The 13,258-nt window shown below is 73.5% G+C and carries 12 protein-coding genes; 4 read left to right on the plus strand and 8 right to left on the minus strand.

Annotated features, from left to right (window positions below; all coding sequences use genetic code 11):
* The first annotated feature begins 71 nt into the window (after positions 1-71).
* A complete protein-coding gene (locus ACFRAV_RS08995; protein WP_382552924.1) occupies positions 72-1,112 on the plus strand; it encodes an NAD(P)-dependent alcohol dehydrogenase in 1,041 nt (346 codons plus the stop codon).
* 106 nt (positions 1,113-1,218) lie between these two features.
* On the opposite strand, the gene ACFRAV_RS09000 is transcribed toward ACFRAV_RS08995, so the two are convergent.
* The gene (locus ACFRAV_RS09000; protein ID WP_382552926.1) at positions 1,219-2,703 is read right to left on the minus strand and encodes a glycerophosphodiester phosphodiesterase family protein; all 1,485 of its coding nucleotides are present in this window, start codon (positions 2,701-2,703) and stop codon (positions 1,219-1,221) included.
* Between the two features lie 265 nt (positions 2,704-2,968).
* On the opposite strand from ACFRAV_RS09000, the gene ACFRAV_RS09005 reads away from it, so the two are divergent.
* Complete coding sequence (locus ACFRAV_RS09005; RefSeq protein ID WP_382552929.1) at positions 2,969-3,916, plus strand: NAD(P)-dependent oxidoreductase; 948 nt, start codon at positions 2,969-2,971, stop codon at positions 3,914-3,916.
* Positions 3,917-4,220: 304 nt separating this feature from the next.
* Positions 4,221-5,267: a hypothetical protein gene (locus ACFRAV_RS09010; RefSeq protein ID WP_382552931.1), complete on the plus strand. Its 1,047-nt coding sequence runs from the start codon at positions 4,221-4,223 to the stop codon at positions 5,265-5,267.
* Between the two features lie 115 nt (positions 5,268-5,382).
* Here the strand turns inward: ACFRAV_RS09010 and ACFRAV_RS09015 are convergent, their stop codons facing one another.
* From ACFRAV_RS09015 to ilvA, 7 genes are all read right to left on the minus strand, one after another.
* On the minus strand, positions 5,383-5,655 hold the full coding sequence (locus ACFRAV_RS09015; RefSeq protein WP_382552932.1) for a hypothetical protein: 273 nt from the start codon (positions 5,653-5,655) through the stop codon (positions 5,383-5,385).
* Complete coding sequence (locus ACFRAV_RS09020; protein ID WP_382552933.1) at positions 5,652-6,008, minus strand: DUF6247 family protein; 357 nt, start codon at positions 6,006-6,008, stop codon at positions 5,652-5,654. The genes ACFRAV_RS09015 and ACFRAV_RS09020 overlap by 4 nt, the downstream gene beginning before the upstream one ends.
* A 102-nt stretch (positions 6,009-6,110) precedes the next feature.
* Complete coding sequence (gene msrA / locus ACFRAV_RS09025; RefSeq protein ID WP_382552935.1) at positions 6,111-6,794, minus strand: peptide-methionine (S)-S-oxide reductase MsrA; 684 nt, start codon at positions 6,792-6,794, stop codon at positions 6,111-6,113.
* A 175-nt stretch (positions 6,795-6,969) separates the two neighbouring features.
* Positions 6,970-8,124, minus strand: a complete 1,155-nt coding sequence (locus ACFRAV_RS09030; RefSeq protein WP_382552936.1) for a hypothetical protein — start codon at positions 8,122-8,124, stop codon at positions 6,970-6,972.
* A gap of 7 nt (positions 8,125-8,131) precedes the next feature.
* Entirely contained in the window at positions 8,132-9,775 is a 1,644-nt protein-coding gene (locus ACFRAV_RS09035) for a M48 family metalloprotease (RefSeq protein ID WP_382552938.1), read from the minus strand.
* A 231-nt stretch (positions 9,776-10,006) separates the two neighbouring features.
* Positions 10,007-11,131: a hypothetical protein gene (locus ACFRAV_RS09040; RefSeq protein ID WP_382552940.1), complete on the minus strand. Its 1,125-nt coding sequence runs from the start codon at positions 11,129-11,131 to the stop codon at positions 10,007-10,009.
* 127 nt (positions 11,132-11,258) lie between these two features.
* Positions 11,259-12,488 carry a threonine ammonia-lyase gene (gene ilvA, locus ACFRAV_RS09045; protein ID WP_382552942.1) on the minus strand — a complete coding sequence of 410 codons (1,230 nt, stop codon included), beginning with the start codon at positions 12,486-12,488 and terminating at the stop codon, positions 11,259-11,261.
* Positions 12,489-12,663: 175 nt separating this feature from the next.
* Here ilvA and ACFRAV_RS09050 point away from each other — a divergent pair, with 175 nt between their 5' ends.
* Positions 12,664-13,212, plus strand: coding sequence for a MarR family winged helix-turn-helix transcriptional regulator (locus ACFRAV_RS09050; protein ID WP_382552943.1), 549 nt, complete (start codon positions 12,664-12,666; stop codon positions 13,210-13,212).
* Positions 13,213-13,258: the final 46 nt, after the last annotated feature.

A 13,258-nucleotide genomic window follows, 5' to 3' on the forward strand; every position in this document is an offset into this window, starting at 1 on the left:
CGTCGTCCGCGCGCGCCGACCACGCGCGCGAGCAACCCAGCACCCCCGAGGAAACCGGAGAACCCCCCGGCATGACTTCTGTCGCCGCCTACGCCGCCCCCGCCGCCAAGGCTCCGCTGGAGCGCACCACCGTCGAGCGCAGGGAGGTCGGCGAGCACGACGTCCTGATCGACATCAAGTACGCCGGTATCTGCCACTCCGACATCCACACCGTCCGCGAGGAGTGGGGCAAGGCCCACTTCCCCCTGACTCCTGGCCACGAGATCGCCGGTGTGGTCACCGAGGTCGGCCCCCGCGTAACCCGGTTCACGGTCGGCGACCGTGTCGGCGTCGGCTGCATGGTGGACTCCTGCCGTGAGTGCGAGAACTGTCTCAACGGCATCGAGCAGCACTGCCTCAAGGGCAACGTCGGCACCTACGGCTCCCGCGGCCGGGACGGTGAGATCACCCAGGGCGGCTACTCCACCCACATCGTCGTCGACGAGAACTACACCGTCCGCATCCCCGAGGGCCTCTCCCTCGACGTCGCCGCCCCGCTGCTGTGCGCCGGCATCACCACGTACTCTCCGCTGAAGAACTGGGGCGCGGGTCCCGGCAAGAAGGTCGCCGTGGTCGGCCTGGGCGGCCTCGGCCACATGGCCGTCAAGATCGCCCACGCCATGGGCGCCGAGGTGACCGTGCTGTCGCAGTCGCTGCGCAAGAAGGAGGACGGCCTCAAGCTGGGCGCCGACCACTACTACGCGACGGCCGACCCCCGCACCTTCGAGGAGCTGCGCGGCGAGTTCGACCTGATCGTCTCCACGGTCTCCGCCAACGTCGACTTCAACGCCTACCTGGGCCTGCTGAAGACCGGCGGCACCCTGGTCAACGTCGGCGCTCCCGAGAACCCGATCTCGCTCCAGCTCTTCGCCCTCATCGGCGGGAACAAGAACCTGGCCGGCTCCATGATCGGCGGCATCGCCGAGACCCAGGAGATGCTGGACTTCTGCGCCGAGCACGGGCTGGGCGCGGAGATCGAGCTGATCTCCGCCGACCGGATCAACGAGGCCTACGAGCGCGTCGTCGCCTCCGACGTGCGCTACCGCTTCGTCATCGACACGGCCACGATCTGACGGAACGTCTCCGCGCGTCTCCGCGCGATGAGGAACGCCTCCGCGCGTACGAGGAAGGGCCCCGGCGGGCGACGCCGGGGCCCTTCCCCGTGCTCCCTCCCGCGGCTCAGCCCTGCTGTGTCTGCTGCCAGGCGATCAGCTCCGCCGAACGGTTGCTGATGATCGCGTCCACCCCCAGGGCGTCCAGCGTCTTCCACTGCGCCGGCTCGTCCACCGTCCACGCCATGGTGGCGACGCCCGACCGGTGCAGGTCGCCCACCACGGACGGCCTGGCCGTCAGCGCCGACGCCTTCGGGTTGTACGCGGTGAGGCCCAGGTCGCGGGCGACCGCCACCGGGTCGGCGTCCAGCGTGGACGTCAGGTAGCCCCGGGGCAGCTTGGGGGCCAGTTCACGCGCCCACTTCAGGTGCTGCTTGCTGAAGCTCTGCACGAACACCCGGTCCGGCGAGAGGACCCCGGCCGCCCGGAGCGCGTCGAACATCCGGGACACCTGGTCCTTGGACGAGGCCCGCTTGATCTCCAGGAGCAGCTTGCCGCCCCGGGCCTTCAGGTCCGCGCCCTGTGCCCGCAGGGTCGGCACCTGCTCGCCCCGGTACGCCGAGGAGAACCACGACCCGGCGTCCAGCTTGTCCAGCTGCGCCGAGGTGAGCGCGGTGAGGTCCCCGGTCCCGTTCGTGGTGCGGTCCACCGTGCTGTCGTGCATGACGTACGGGACGCCGTCCTTGCTGATCTGCGCGTCCGTCTCGATGAGGTCCGCGCCCACCCGGCGCGCCAGGTCCTGCGCTGCCAGCGTGTTCTCCGGCGCGGCGGCCGACGCCCCCCGGTGCGCCACCGCCAGCGCGGGCTCGCCCGGGCCGCGCAGGTAGGGGTTGAGCGAGGGCAGGGCGGTGACTCTCACGTCGTCGAACGCGACGGTCGCGCCGTCCACCAGCAGCGCCTGACGGCCGTTCGCGGAACGCCGCAGCTTGTTCGTGCTCAGCACCTTCCGCCCGTCGAGGTACCAGGTCGCCTTCATGCCGTGGACGTCCACCCGCACCCGCACGTCCTTGCCGGTGCCGGCCGCGACAGGAGCGGCGGCGGTGTCGGTGACGTTCCAGGTGCCGGCCGTCGTCCGCTGGGCGAACTCCACGCCGTTGGCGGCGGTGGAGCGGGAGCGCAGGGTGGCGATCCACCACGGGGTGGCGCCGCTCGACGGCAGGTCGAGGCCGAGCGCGAACCAGCGGGAGGCGTCGTCCACCGACTCGAACCGGGCGGTGGCCTCGAAGCGGTAGTCGGTGAGCTGGGTGCCGAAGGTGATCCGGGCGCGGGTGCCGCCGTCGCCGACGAGACGGCCGTTGCGCACCTTCCAGCTGCCGCTGACCGTCTTCCACCCGGAGGGCAGGGCGGTGCCGCCGAAGGTCTGACTGACCACCGTGGTGCCGGGGGCGGCCACGGTCGCGCGGATCGGGGTCGGTGTCGCGGGGACGTCGGGCATGGCCACCGCCGACGGGGCGGACGCCCCCGCGGTGAACGCGACGCTGATCGCCAGTACGGTCGGTACGGTCGTGGGCCTGAAGGTCCGGCTTCGCGTGTCCCTGGTTTCCCTGGTCATGTTCACGACGCTAGGGAGCGGCGGGTAACGCGCCGGTACCGCGAAGTGACGGTCCGTGGACGGTCGGATGGCGGGCGGACGCCGGGATTCCACGGGCGTGACACGGGAGACCCGGGGGTGCGTGAGGTGCTCCCGCGGGGCGTGGGGCCGGGGCCCGGGTCTCGCCTCCTGGGGATGCGGCGGGGTGACCCGGGGCGCACGGTGGGCACGCGCCGGGGCGCACGGTGGACACAGGTGACGTGAGAGGCACGGGATGAGCGTGGGCGTGGAACGGCTGACGGCGGCGGCGACGGCGACGGACGTCGCGCGGAACCTGGACCGGGCGGTGGTGGTCGCCGGGGACGAGGTCTCCGGTCCGCTGCGGGCCGCCCTCGCGGAGGCCCTTGGCCGCGCCGTACGACGCGGCTCCGCCCCCGCCCCCGACGGCGCCCCGGTGGTCCGGGTCGGCTCCCGGCGGCCCGCCTTCGCCGAGGGCGGTGAGCGCGTGGTCTGGTTCCACAGCGTCAACGCCGGCGTGGACGCGCTGCTGCGCGGCGGCGAGGACCAGGACGCCTGGCCGGCCGACGTCCTCCTGACCCGCACGGTCGGACGGATGGGCGACCGCATGGCCCAGTACGTCCTCGGCTGGGTCCTGGCCGAGTGCCAGCGCGTCCCCGACTTCCTCACCGCCCACGACCGCGCCGACTGGTCCCGCCGCGACACCGAACTCGCCGCCGGCCAACTGGCCCTCGTCTACGGCGCGGGCCGCATCGGCTCACGCGTCGCCGACTACCTGCGCGGCGCGGGCATCCGCGTGGTCGAGGCGGGCCGCGCGACCGTGCCCGACGCCGACGCCCTCCTCCCCGACGCCCGCTGGGTCGTCGACGTCCTCCCCCTCACCCCCGCCACCCGCGACTTCTTCGGCCCGCGCCGCCTCGGCGCGCTGCGCGGCGCGACGTTCCTGAACATCGGCCGGGGCGCGACGGTCGACCTGGCGGCACTGGAGGCGGCGCTGCACGCGGACGCCGTCCACTCCGCCGTCCTCGACGTCCTCCCCGACGAGCCGGCCGCCCCCGACCACCCCGCCTGGCGCCTGCCCCGCACCACCGTCACCTCCCACACCTCGGGCCCCACCACGGACGAGGACGTCGTCACCGACCTCCTCTCCGCCTGGCGCGCCCTCGAAGCGGGCCGAACCCCAGCCCTGGCGGTCCCCACAGCCCGCGGCTACTGACCCGCCCCCGCCCGCCCCCGCCCGTCCGTGCCCGCACCCGACCCGCTGCCGGGGGCCCAGGCAATCGTCCCCAGGGGGTGTGCCCTGAATGTGCTGCTCCAGCGACACATTCAGGGCACACCCCCACGGGAACACGAGCTGGAGGTGTGCCCCTCGCTGCACCGGCCCGCATCCGTGGACGAAGTCCCCCGGAGCCCTTCTCTCGGCGCGGGCCGAAATCCACTGGAGCCCAGGTCGAGGGCGAGACACAATCCTGCCGGGGCAAGGACTCATGGCAGAGGGGTCGGGGCAAGGGGGAGCTTGGTTGGACGTGTTCGTGTGCGCCGGGTGCGGTGCGGAACTGACGGCGCCGGTGTCCCGGGTCGCTCTCCCGGTGCACACCGGCCACGGCGGGTGGGAGGAGCTGCACCCCCCGCTGATGGACCCCGCGACGTACGCCGTCGACCCCCGCCCCTCCGGACCGCCCTGGCGGCGGTGGGAGGAAGTGGGGGAGGACGAGGCCGCCCGTCGGGGCGTGTACGCGCCCGTGTACGCGCTCTCCTTCGGCTCGCCGAACAGGATCGTCATTGCTCCCGGCGACTCCCGGAGCATGCGGCTGATCCCCGAGAAGTGCGAGGGCTACTGCCAGGGCGTGGACGGCCGGGCCGGCCCCAACCTGGCGTGCGAGGGGTGCGGGCGAGCCGTGGCGACCCGGGAGGACGACTGCGGGATGTGGCAGGCGGTATGGCTGGAGCCCGACGCCGTAGTCCGCCGCCCCGCACCGGGCCCGGCCGCACCGCCTCCCGGATGGGACGACCTGCTGCGCCCCGAGCACCGCCTTCCGCCCGTGGAGGCGGACGGGTCGTGGAGCCGCCGCTGGGACGCGGCGGTCGGGGTTGCGCTCGCCCACCTCGTGGCGGTAACCGGGGCCCGCCCGGTGGCCCTGCCCGCCGGACCCGTCGCCGAACTGCTCGGCCACGCCGTCGGCCGCCATCTCCCGGCGGGCCCCGATCCCCGCTCGGTCGGCCTGGCCGGCCCGGGGATCGGCACGCCGCGGCCCCGTTCCGACGTCCTCCTCGTCCCACGACACCCCCTCACGGGCGAGCCGTGGCGTGAGCCCGGCGGCGACGGGGCCGTGGTGCCACTGGACAGCGGTGTCTGGGCGTACCTCGCCCTCCCGGGCGAGACCTCGCCGCTCCCCGCGACCGGCGTCCTCCCCCCGGGTGTCCTGCGCGACGACTACCCCCTGCCGCCGCTCCCGTGGCATGCGCTGACGGGACACCCCGGCGCGTTCCAGGCCACCCTGATCCGCCTCCCCGCCGTCCGCACGCCCCGGCTGCGGGAGTACCTCGAGGGACGTCGCCGGAGCTGAACCGGGGGAAACCGCCTCGCCCGTCGGTCCGTGCCCGACACGATGGGGTGCCGAGGGAACGCAGAGGACGTCCGCGTGTGTGCTGGGTTCGGGAGTCGGCCGGGCGGCAGCGGTGCTACAGGGCATCGAAGGGAGACACGATCCGCACCACGATGATCAGTGGGTCGCGGGGTGCCACGAGGAAGTAGAACCAGCCTCCGGTCGCGTCCATGCGTCGCAACCCGCCCTGCCGTGGGCCGTTCCCCAGATCACTGACATCGACGCCCATGTCGGCGAGATCGACCAGCTGGGAGACGAGCCGCTCCACCTCCGCCACCACGTGGACCGGCAGGCCACGCGTCACGTGGTCCTCGTCGGGGTCGTACTCCCAGTGCCACTTCCCGCTCACCGGGCGGGGAGGCCGACGGCCGCGTGTGCCTGATCCAGGATTCGACCGAGCGCGGAGGCCGCCTGCCGTGCCTCGGCTGCGTCCCCGGACTCTGCGGCGTCTTCCCAGCGGCGAAACTCCGCGGCCAGATCCGGCTGGCGCTGGATGTGGACGAAGACGGCCCATTGGGCGATGAAGCTCTGGAGCGGGCTCAGGTCAGAGCCTTGGCGTGCCTGGTCCGCCGCCTGGTCGAGCTCGCTCGTGAAGGCCGGCAGTGCGGCAGGAGCGATCTGTCGGATCGCCTGCCGCAAGGCCGACACGGTGCTCGGCGGCTGGGGGATGAGGGGATGCCCAGCGGCGGAGGAGGTGGTCATGGCTGCTCCCATGGGCGCGATTCTGATCCCATCGGCCAGCCTAGCGGGCGGTCCCTTCGCCTCACCGCTCGAACGGGTGAGGCGAACGAGGGACCGCGTTGCTCAGCTCGCGTCCGGGGCCGCTGCCACGCCCACCGGGCAGGAGAGGCCCGTGCCGCCGATGCCGCAGTAGCCGTTGGGGTTCTTCGCGTCGGAGAGGTACTGCTGGTGGTAGAGCTCGGCCGGGTAGAAGGGCTGGGCGGCGGCGGGCTCGATCTCGGTGGTGACGGAGCCGTAGCCGGCCTCGGTGAGGACCTGCTGGTAGGCCGCGCGGGAGGCCTCGGCGGTCGCCGCCTGCTCGGGGGTGTGGGTGAAGACGGCGGAGCGGTACTGGGTGCCGACGTCGTTGCCCTGGCGGTAGCCCTGGGTGGGGTCGTGGGACTCCCAGAAGGTCTTCAGGAGGGCCTCGTAGGAGAGGACGTCCGGGTCGTAGACGACGCGGACCGTCTCGGTGTGGCCGGTGAGGCCCGAGCAGACCTCCTCGTACGTGGGGTTCTCGGTGAAGCCGCCCTGGTAGCCGACGAGGGTGGTCCACACCCCGGCCGGGAGCTGCCAGAACTTGCGCTCGGCGCCCCAGAAACAGCCGAGGGCGAAGTCGGCCACGGCCATCCCCTCCGGGTGGTCGAAGAGCGGCGTGCCGAGGACGGTGTGGGCCCCGGCGGCCTCCGGCGTGAGGACCGGCGCGGCGCGGCCGGGCAGGGCCTGGTCGGCGGTGACCATCACGGGCGTCGTGCGGCCGAAGAGCATGGGGGTCCTCCCGGGTCGGGTGGGGACCGGCGGGCCTGGGGCCGGCCGGAGGGTGCGCTCGTACAACGCGCGGGGCGGGCCGGTGATTCCTTGCTCCGCCCTGGAAACGGCAGCGGCCCCGCCCCCGGGGAAGGGGGCGGGGCCGGGTCGCGGGAGCCGCGCGGGAGCGGCCGGGTCAGGCGGTCGTCGGCGTGCGGGCCTCGGCCGCCTCCAGGACGCGCTGGGCCGTGAAGTCGCGGATCGCGACGTACCGCTCGGCGAAGCCCGGCTTGCCGGCCAGGTAGGTCCACGGGGTGGTGCCGATGTAGCCGTCGATCAGGGTGAACTGCTCCATCGCGGCCTCGTACCGGTCCTGCCAGTACAGCATGTACGCGAGCATGTGCCGCATCGGCAGCAGGCGCCGGGCCTTGGGGTCGCCGGCCTCGGCAGCGGCGGCGGCGAGGTCGAGGAGCGCGGCGTCGACGGCCTTCATCAGCTCGGGGCGCTTGTAGTACTCGTCCTCGTCGAGGTCGCTGTGGGCGAACTCGAACTCGAAGTGGGCCTCCAGCAGGACCAGCGTCAGCAGCTGGCCCGGAGCGCCCTTGGCCGCGGCCTCGCGGGCGAAGGAGAGGGCCAGCTCGTGGGAGCCGCGCCACTTGGCGCACCAGAACTGGAGCGCGGACTGGTGCGCGCCGAGGTGGTGCGGGGCCCGCGCCATGGCCTGGTCCCACAGCTCGTCGAAGTCCTTGTGGGAGTAGCCGAGGCCCATCGCCAGCGGCATCTCCACGACGTACGGGTTGGGGTCGTCCCCGCCCAGCGCCTGGGCCTCCGCGCAGGCCTCCCGCGCCTGGGCGAGGATCCGGTGGAAGCTGTCGAACTGCTCCCGGGTGGTGTTCTTGGCCTGCAGGCTGCCCCGGACGTCCCAGGCCAGGTAGATCATCGAGTCCGCGTTGACCAGCGCGGCGTCCGCGTCGCCGGGGCGGGCCGCACGCCAGGCCAGCAGCCAGGCGTCCTCCTTGGCGGCCTCGTGGCCGAGGATGCTGACCCGGCGGCCGCGTTCCTCCCAGTCCCGGCCGGCCTCGGCCAGGAACCGGGCGCCGGCCTCCCAGTCACCGCGCCGGACGGCCTGCAGGACGGCCTCGGCGGCGGGGTCCGCGACGCCGGGCCGGTCCAGGTCGAGCCGGGAGGCGGGGAGCAGCCCGAGCTTCGCGGCCGCCTCCGCCCCCGCGTTCTCGTCGGGGGCGTCGGGGTCGTGCTTGATGAACGTCTTGACGAAGACGAAGCCGATGTAGAGGCCGAAGGCGACCACCGGCAGGGCGAGGATCGCGAGGACCCAGAGCAGTACGGTCATCAGGGGGTCACACGCTTTCGATGTCGGTGTCGGTGCCCGTCTCGGAGGGCGTCGGCGGGAGCAGGGCACGCAGCGGGGCGGTGTCCGGGCGGTCGGCGACCGCGGCCGTGACGGCCGCGCCGAGCGCCTCGCCCGCGGCCTCCGGGTCACCGCCGGGGAGGACCACGGTGGCCGACTCGGACCAGGAGAACTCCCAGTCCAGAAGGCCCTGCTTGCTCAGCTCGGAGATCACCCAGGTGCGCACGAGGCCTTCGAGCGAGGGACGGACGAACTCGCGGAAGGCGCGGCCCTGCGCGGCGGACGCCTCCTCGGAGAGGGGGAGGCGGCGGGCGAGCTGCCAGAGGTGGCCCTCGTCGATCACCTGGAGGAGGGCGGGCAGCGTCGGGGCCGACTTGGTGTACACGGCGAGGGCCCGGTGCAGCGGGGTGTCGAGCTCGCCGAGGCGGGCGGTCATGCCGGAACGAAGGAGCTCCGGCCAGTCCTCGGCGCGGCGGAAGCCGAGCAGCTCCTCGGCGAGGACGGCCGGCTCCAGGGCGGTGGCCAGGGCGCGCGGGTCGGCGAGCAGGCCGAGGGCGGAGCCGCGGCCGTCGTCGGTGCGGCCGTCGTCCGGCAGGGCCTCGACGGCGCGCACCCGCTCGCCGATCGGCGGGTGGGAGTCGTAGGGGGAGAGCTGCTGCACGGGGAGCTCGGCGCGCATGTCGGCGAGCTGCAGTTCGCGGGCGGTCAGCAGGTCGTTGAAGCCGCCGAAGAAGGCGCCGCGCGGGGGCATGGTGCGGGCGTCCAGGCCCACGGTGGCGTACGACTCGAGGTAGAAGTCGTAGGCGGAGGACAGGACCGGGATCTCGCGCAGGGCCGAGGCGGTGGCGTCACGGCCGGCCAGGCGGGCGGCGGAGCGGTCCGCGGCGAACTCCTCGGCGCGGGCGGTGGACTGCGAGGCGCGCAGGAAGAACGTGCCGTACCAGGTGTAGATCTTCGCCATGGCCCGGTAGGTGGCGCCGGCTCCGGTGGTGTCGACCTCCTTCGCCTCCTTGCCCTTGGCGACCCGGCGGGCGGACTTCTTCTCCTGCTCGGCGCGCTCCTGCGCGACCTTCTTGTCGGCCTTCTCGTGGAAGTGGGCGATGGTGCGCCGGATCTGCAGGCGGCCGCGGGCCACGATCGGGCCGAGGCGGGTGTCGCCGCCGATGTAGTGGCCGTACTCGTGGGCGAGGACCGAGCGGAACTGGGCCTCGCTCAGGCCGGTGAGCAGGGGCAGACCGAGGTGGAGGCTGCGGCGGCCGGGGAGCAGGCCGCCGAACCGGGGGCGCTCCATCACGGACGCGTTGACCTCGGCGGTCAGGATGATGGTGTTCGGGGCGCGGGTGCCGGCGGCCTCGGCCAGTTCACGGACCATGGCCCACAGACGGGGCTCGGCCTCCTCGGTGAGCGGGACGCCCGGGGGCTCCTCGATGTCCGGCAGACGGAGCATGAACATGCCCCGGACCACGGGGATCGCGAGCACGACCGAGACCAGCCAGACCTTGCTGGTGACGCTGCTCGGGGCGTAGATCGCGGCCCAGTCGACGGCCGCCAGGACGCCGAGCAGGACCAGGCTGAGCAACTGGAATCCCGCGAGCAGGATCAGGGCGCGGACGGCCCGCAACGTGGAACTCATGGAGCTTCCCTACACATCACTGGAAGAGGGCAACGGGGAGGAAGGACGGCTGGGCATTACGGGGAAAGCGGCTGGAAACGGGCATGACAAGGCGCGGCCGGGGCCGTGTGGGGGATGCGGATTATGACGCACCGCCGCCCCGAACCGCAAAGGTGTTCGGGGCGGCGGTGGGTGGTGACGGCGGCCGCGAGGAGTCCCCGTCGGCGGAGAGCCCCGGGCCGGGGCGCCTGGTCAGCGCAGGAGCGACGCCGGGGTGCCGCCGTTGGCCTCGAAGCCGGCCACGGCGAGGGCGCGGTAGACGGCGTACTCGGCGGCCGGGTCCTGGCTGAGCGTCCAGGGCAGCGCGCCCACGTGCCCGTCGACGTGGATCAGCTGGCCCATCGCCTCCGACCAGCGGGAGCCGTTGACCAGGAACCAGATCAGCAGGTGACGCACGTGCGGAAGGACCGCGTCGTCGGGCCGGGCCCGGCCGGCCGCGTACAGCGCGCCGTGCATCGCCTTGGTGACGACCTCGCTCTCGTACAGGTTGGCCACCAGGGTCAGGTCCTGCAGGTGCTCGAAGACGGCGAACAGCGGGAGCGCGGAGAGGAGCGAGCCCTCCGGGGCCCGGGCGGCCGCCGACTCGGCGAAGGAGTAGGCCAGTTCACGCGAGCCGTACCACTTCTCGCACCAGTAGTGCAGCGCGGCCAGGTGGGCGCCCATGTGGTGCGGGGCCCGGTCCAGGACCTTGAGCCAGAGCTGCTCGAACTCCTCGCGGGAGTAGCCCAGTCCGCGGGCCACCGACAGCTCGGTGAGGTACGGGACGGGGTCGCCGGGGGCGAGCAGCGCGGCCCGGCCGCACGCCTCCTTGGCCTCCTCCATGATGATCCGGAACTCGTCGCTGCCGGGCGTGGACGTGCGCCAGGCCTGCTGGACCAGGAACTCCGCGTGCACGGCCGCGCCGCCCGCGTCCTTGGGCTGCTCGGTGCGCCACACGCGCAGCCACTGGCCGCCGGGCGTCTGCGACGGGTCGCCGGCCGGCTTGCGGGCGAGCTCCAGCGAGGCGGCCCCCGCGAAGGACTGCACGCGCTGCCAGCGCGCCTCGCCCTCCTTCTCGGTACCGGCCAGCAGCTGGGCCGCGGCCCGGTAGTCCTGGGTGCGCTGCACCAGGTCCAGGACGTCGGTCAGGTCCTGGTCCGGGCCGGGCAGCCGGACGTCCAGGTCCTCCTGGCGCAGGAACCCGTACGCCGCCGGGTCGGCCGCGTCGGGGTCGCCGGGGCGCGCCAGGGCGATGCCTCCGGCGCTCCTGCGGCGGTAGATCGACGCGACGACGAAGCCGAGGAGGGCGACGGCGAAGAGCACCCAGATGAATTCCATGCCACCAGCGAACCAGACGGGGTGGGGGTGGGGCCAATGTGGGGGTGACCTGCACGGCACCCGCGCCGGGCAGCCGCACCCGCCCCGCACCCGCCCCGCACCCGCCCCGCACCCGCCTTCGGCCGGGTCAGTCCGCTATGGCGTAGCCCGCGGCGCGCAGCGCCCGGTGCACCTCGGCGCAGTGCTCCGGGCCCTTGGTCTCCAGATGGACCTCCACCTCCGCCTCGGTGGGGCCCAGACGCGGGGCCGTGCGGCGGTGGCTGACGTCGAGGACGTTGGCGTCCATCTCGGAGAGGACCGACAGGAGGGTGGCGAGGGAACCCGGGCGGTCGTCGAGGCGGACGCGGACCGCGAAGTAGCGGCCCTGCACCGTCATGCCGTGCCGCAGGACGCCCTGGAGCAGTACCGGGTCCACGTTGCCGCCGGAGAGGACCGCCACCACCGGGCCCCGGAACGACCTCGGGTCGGCGAGCAGGGCGGCGACCGGGCTCGCGCCGGCCGGCTCCACCACCAGCTTGGCGCGCTCCAGGCAGTGCAGCAGCGCCGCCGACAGCTGGTCCTCGCCGACCGTGCGCACCTCGTCGACCAGCTCGCTGACCAGGGCGAACGGCACCTCGCCCGGCCGGCCCACCTTGATGCCGTCGGCCATCGTCACCGGCCGGGGCACCGCCACCGGATGGCCCGCCGCGAGCGAGGGCGGGTAGGCGGCCGCACCCTCGGCCTGCACGCCCACGATCCTGACGTCCGGGCGCAGCGACTTCACCGCGACCGCTATGCCGGCGGCCAGCCCTCCGCCGCCGACGCCGACCACGATCGTGCGGACCTCGGGACACTGCTCGAGGATCTCCAGCCCGACCGTGCCCTGACCCGTGATCACGTCGGGATGGTCGAAGGGGTGGATGAAGACCGCGCCGGTCTCCTCGGCGTGCGCGATCGCCGCGGCCATGGTCTCGTCGACCACCTGGCCGTGGAGTATGACCTCCGCGCCGTACTCCCTGGTCGCGCTGATCTTGGGCAGCGGAGCGCCCTTCGGCATGAAGACCGTCGCCTTCACGCCGAGCAGCGAGGCGGCCAGGGCGACGCCCTGCGCGTGGTTGCCCGCGCTGGCGGCCACCACGCCGGCCGCGCGCTCCTCGGGGAGCAGGCCGGCGATCCGGATGTAGGCGCCGCGCAGCTTGAACGACCCGGTGCGCTGAAGGTTCTCGCACTTCAGGAGCACCGGGGCGCCCACCAGCCGGGACAGGTACCTGCTGCCCTCCAGGCCGGTGACCCGCGCGATGCCGGAGAGCATCTTCTGGGCACCGCGGACGTCGTCGAGGGTGACGGGAGACGGAGCCGCGGATGTGCGGTGATTCATGGGGCCAGTCTCGCAGGGAGAACTCGCGCGCCACCTGTCCTGTGGAAAACCGTGACCGGTCGTGCCCAAGGCCTGACGCTCCGGGGGCGGGTTTTCCACAGGCTCATTACGCACCGGTGCGAGTCCGCGTAGCCTGTCCCCCATTACCGGCCCAGATCGAAGTGAGCTTCCGGCCATGCCCACTGCACCCGACATCTCGACGGAGTCGACGGACGTGACGACCACCGACGACGACGGTCTCCTCGAGTCGCTCCAGTACCAGATGGCCCTGTTCGCGCGCCGCGCCGAGCAGACCCGGCTGGGGGCAGTCGGACGGCTGCGCGACTCGATGGACCGTGCGGCGTACCTGCTTCTCCACCGTCTCGAAGAGGAAGGCCCGATGGGCGTCAAGGCGCTGGCCGCCGGGATGGGCATCGATTCCTCCACGGTCACCCGCCAGGTGGCGCCCCTTGTCGAGGCCGGTCTGGTCCGGCGGACCTCGCACCCGGAGGACGGCCGTGCCGTCGTGCTCGACCTGTCGCCCCGCGGGCGCGGGCGGCTGGAGGAGGTCCGTGCGTCCCGCCGGCAGTTGATGGCGGAGCTGACCGAGGACTGGTCGGAGGAGGAGCGGGACTCCTTCTGCGGGCTGCTGACGCGGATGAACGACGCGTTGTCGGAACGGATGGCGGGGCAGGCGGGCGGTGCCGGGGGCGTGCGGGGGGCGGCGGAGCCTTCCGGCTCCTGAGTCCGACGGATCCCGCCGGTCCTGTCGGTCCCGCCGGTCAGTCCTG

This window comes from Streptomyces sp. NPDC056600 (genome assembly GCF_042792855.1).
GTDB lineage: Bacteria > Actinomycetota > Actinomycetes > Streptomycetales > Streptomycetaceae > Streptomyces.

Excerpts from the sequence above, each read along its gene's own strand:
- ACFRAV_RS08995 (WP_382552924.1), top strand. The coding sequence starts at position 72 with ATGACTTCTGTCGCCGCCTACGCCGCCCCCGCCGCCAAGGCTCCGCTG.
- ACFRAV_RS09000 (WP_382552926.1), bottom strand. The coding sequence starts at position 2,703 with ATGACCAGGGAAACCAGGGACACGCGAAGCCGGACCTTCAGGCCCACG.
- ACFRAV_RS09020 (WP_382552933.1), bottom strand. The coding sequence starts at position 6,008 with ATGACCACCTCCTCCGCCGCTGGGCATCCCCTCATCCCCCAGCCGCCG.
- msrA (WP_382552935.1), bottom strand. The coding sequence starts at position 6,794 with ATGCTCTTCGGCCGCACGACGCCCGTGATGGTCACCGCCGACCAGGCC.
- ACFRAV_RS09030 (WP_382552936.1), bottom strand. The coding sequence starts at position 8,124 with ATGACCGTACTGCTCTGGGTCCTCGCGATCCTCGCCCTGCCGGTGGTC.
- ACFRAV_RS09035 (WP_382552938.1), bottom strand. The coding sequence starts at position 9,775 with ATGAGTTCCACGTTGCGGGCCGTCCGCGCCCTGATCCTGCTCGCGGGA.
- ACFRAV_RS09040 (WP_382552940.1), bottom strand. The coding sequence starts at position 11,131 with ATGGAATTCATCTGGGTGCTCTTCGCCGTCGCCCTCCTCGGCTTCGTC.
- ilvA (WP_382552942.1), bottom strand. The coding sequence starts at position 12,488 with ATGAATCACCGCACATCCGCGGCTCCGTCTCCCGTCACCCTCGACGAC.
- ACFRAV_RS09050 (WP_382552943.1), top strand. The coding sequence starts at position 12,664 with ATGCCCACTGCACCCGACATCTCGACGGAGTCGACGGACGTGACGACC.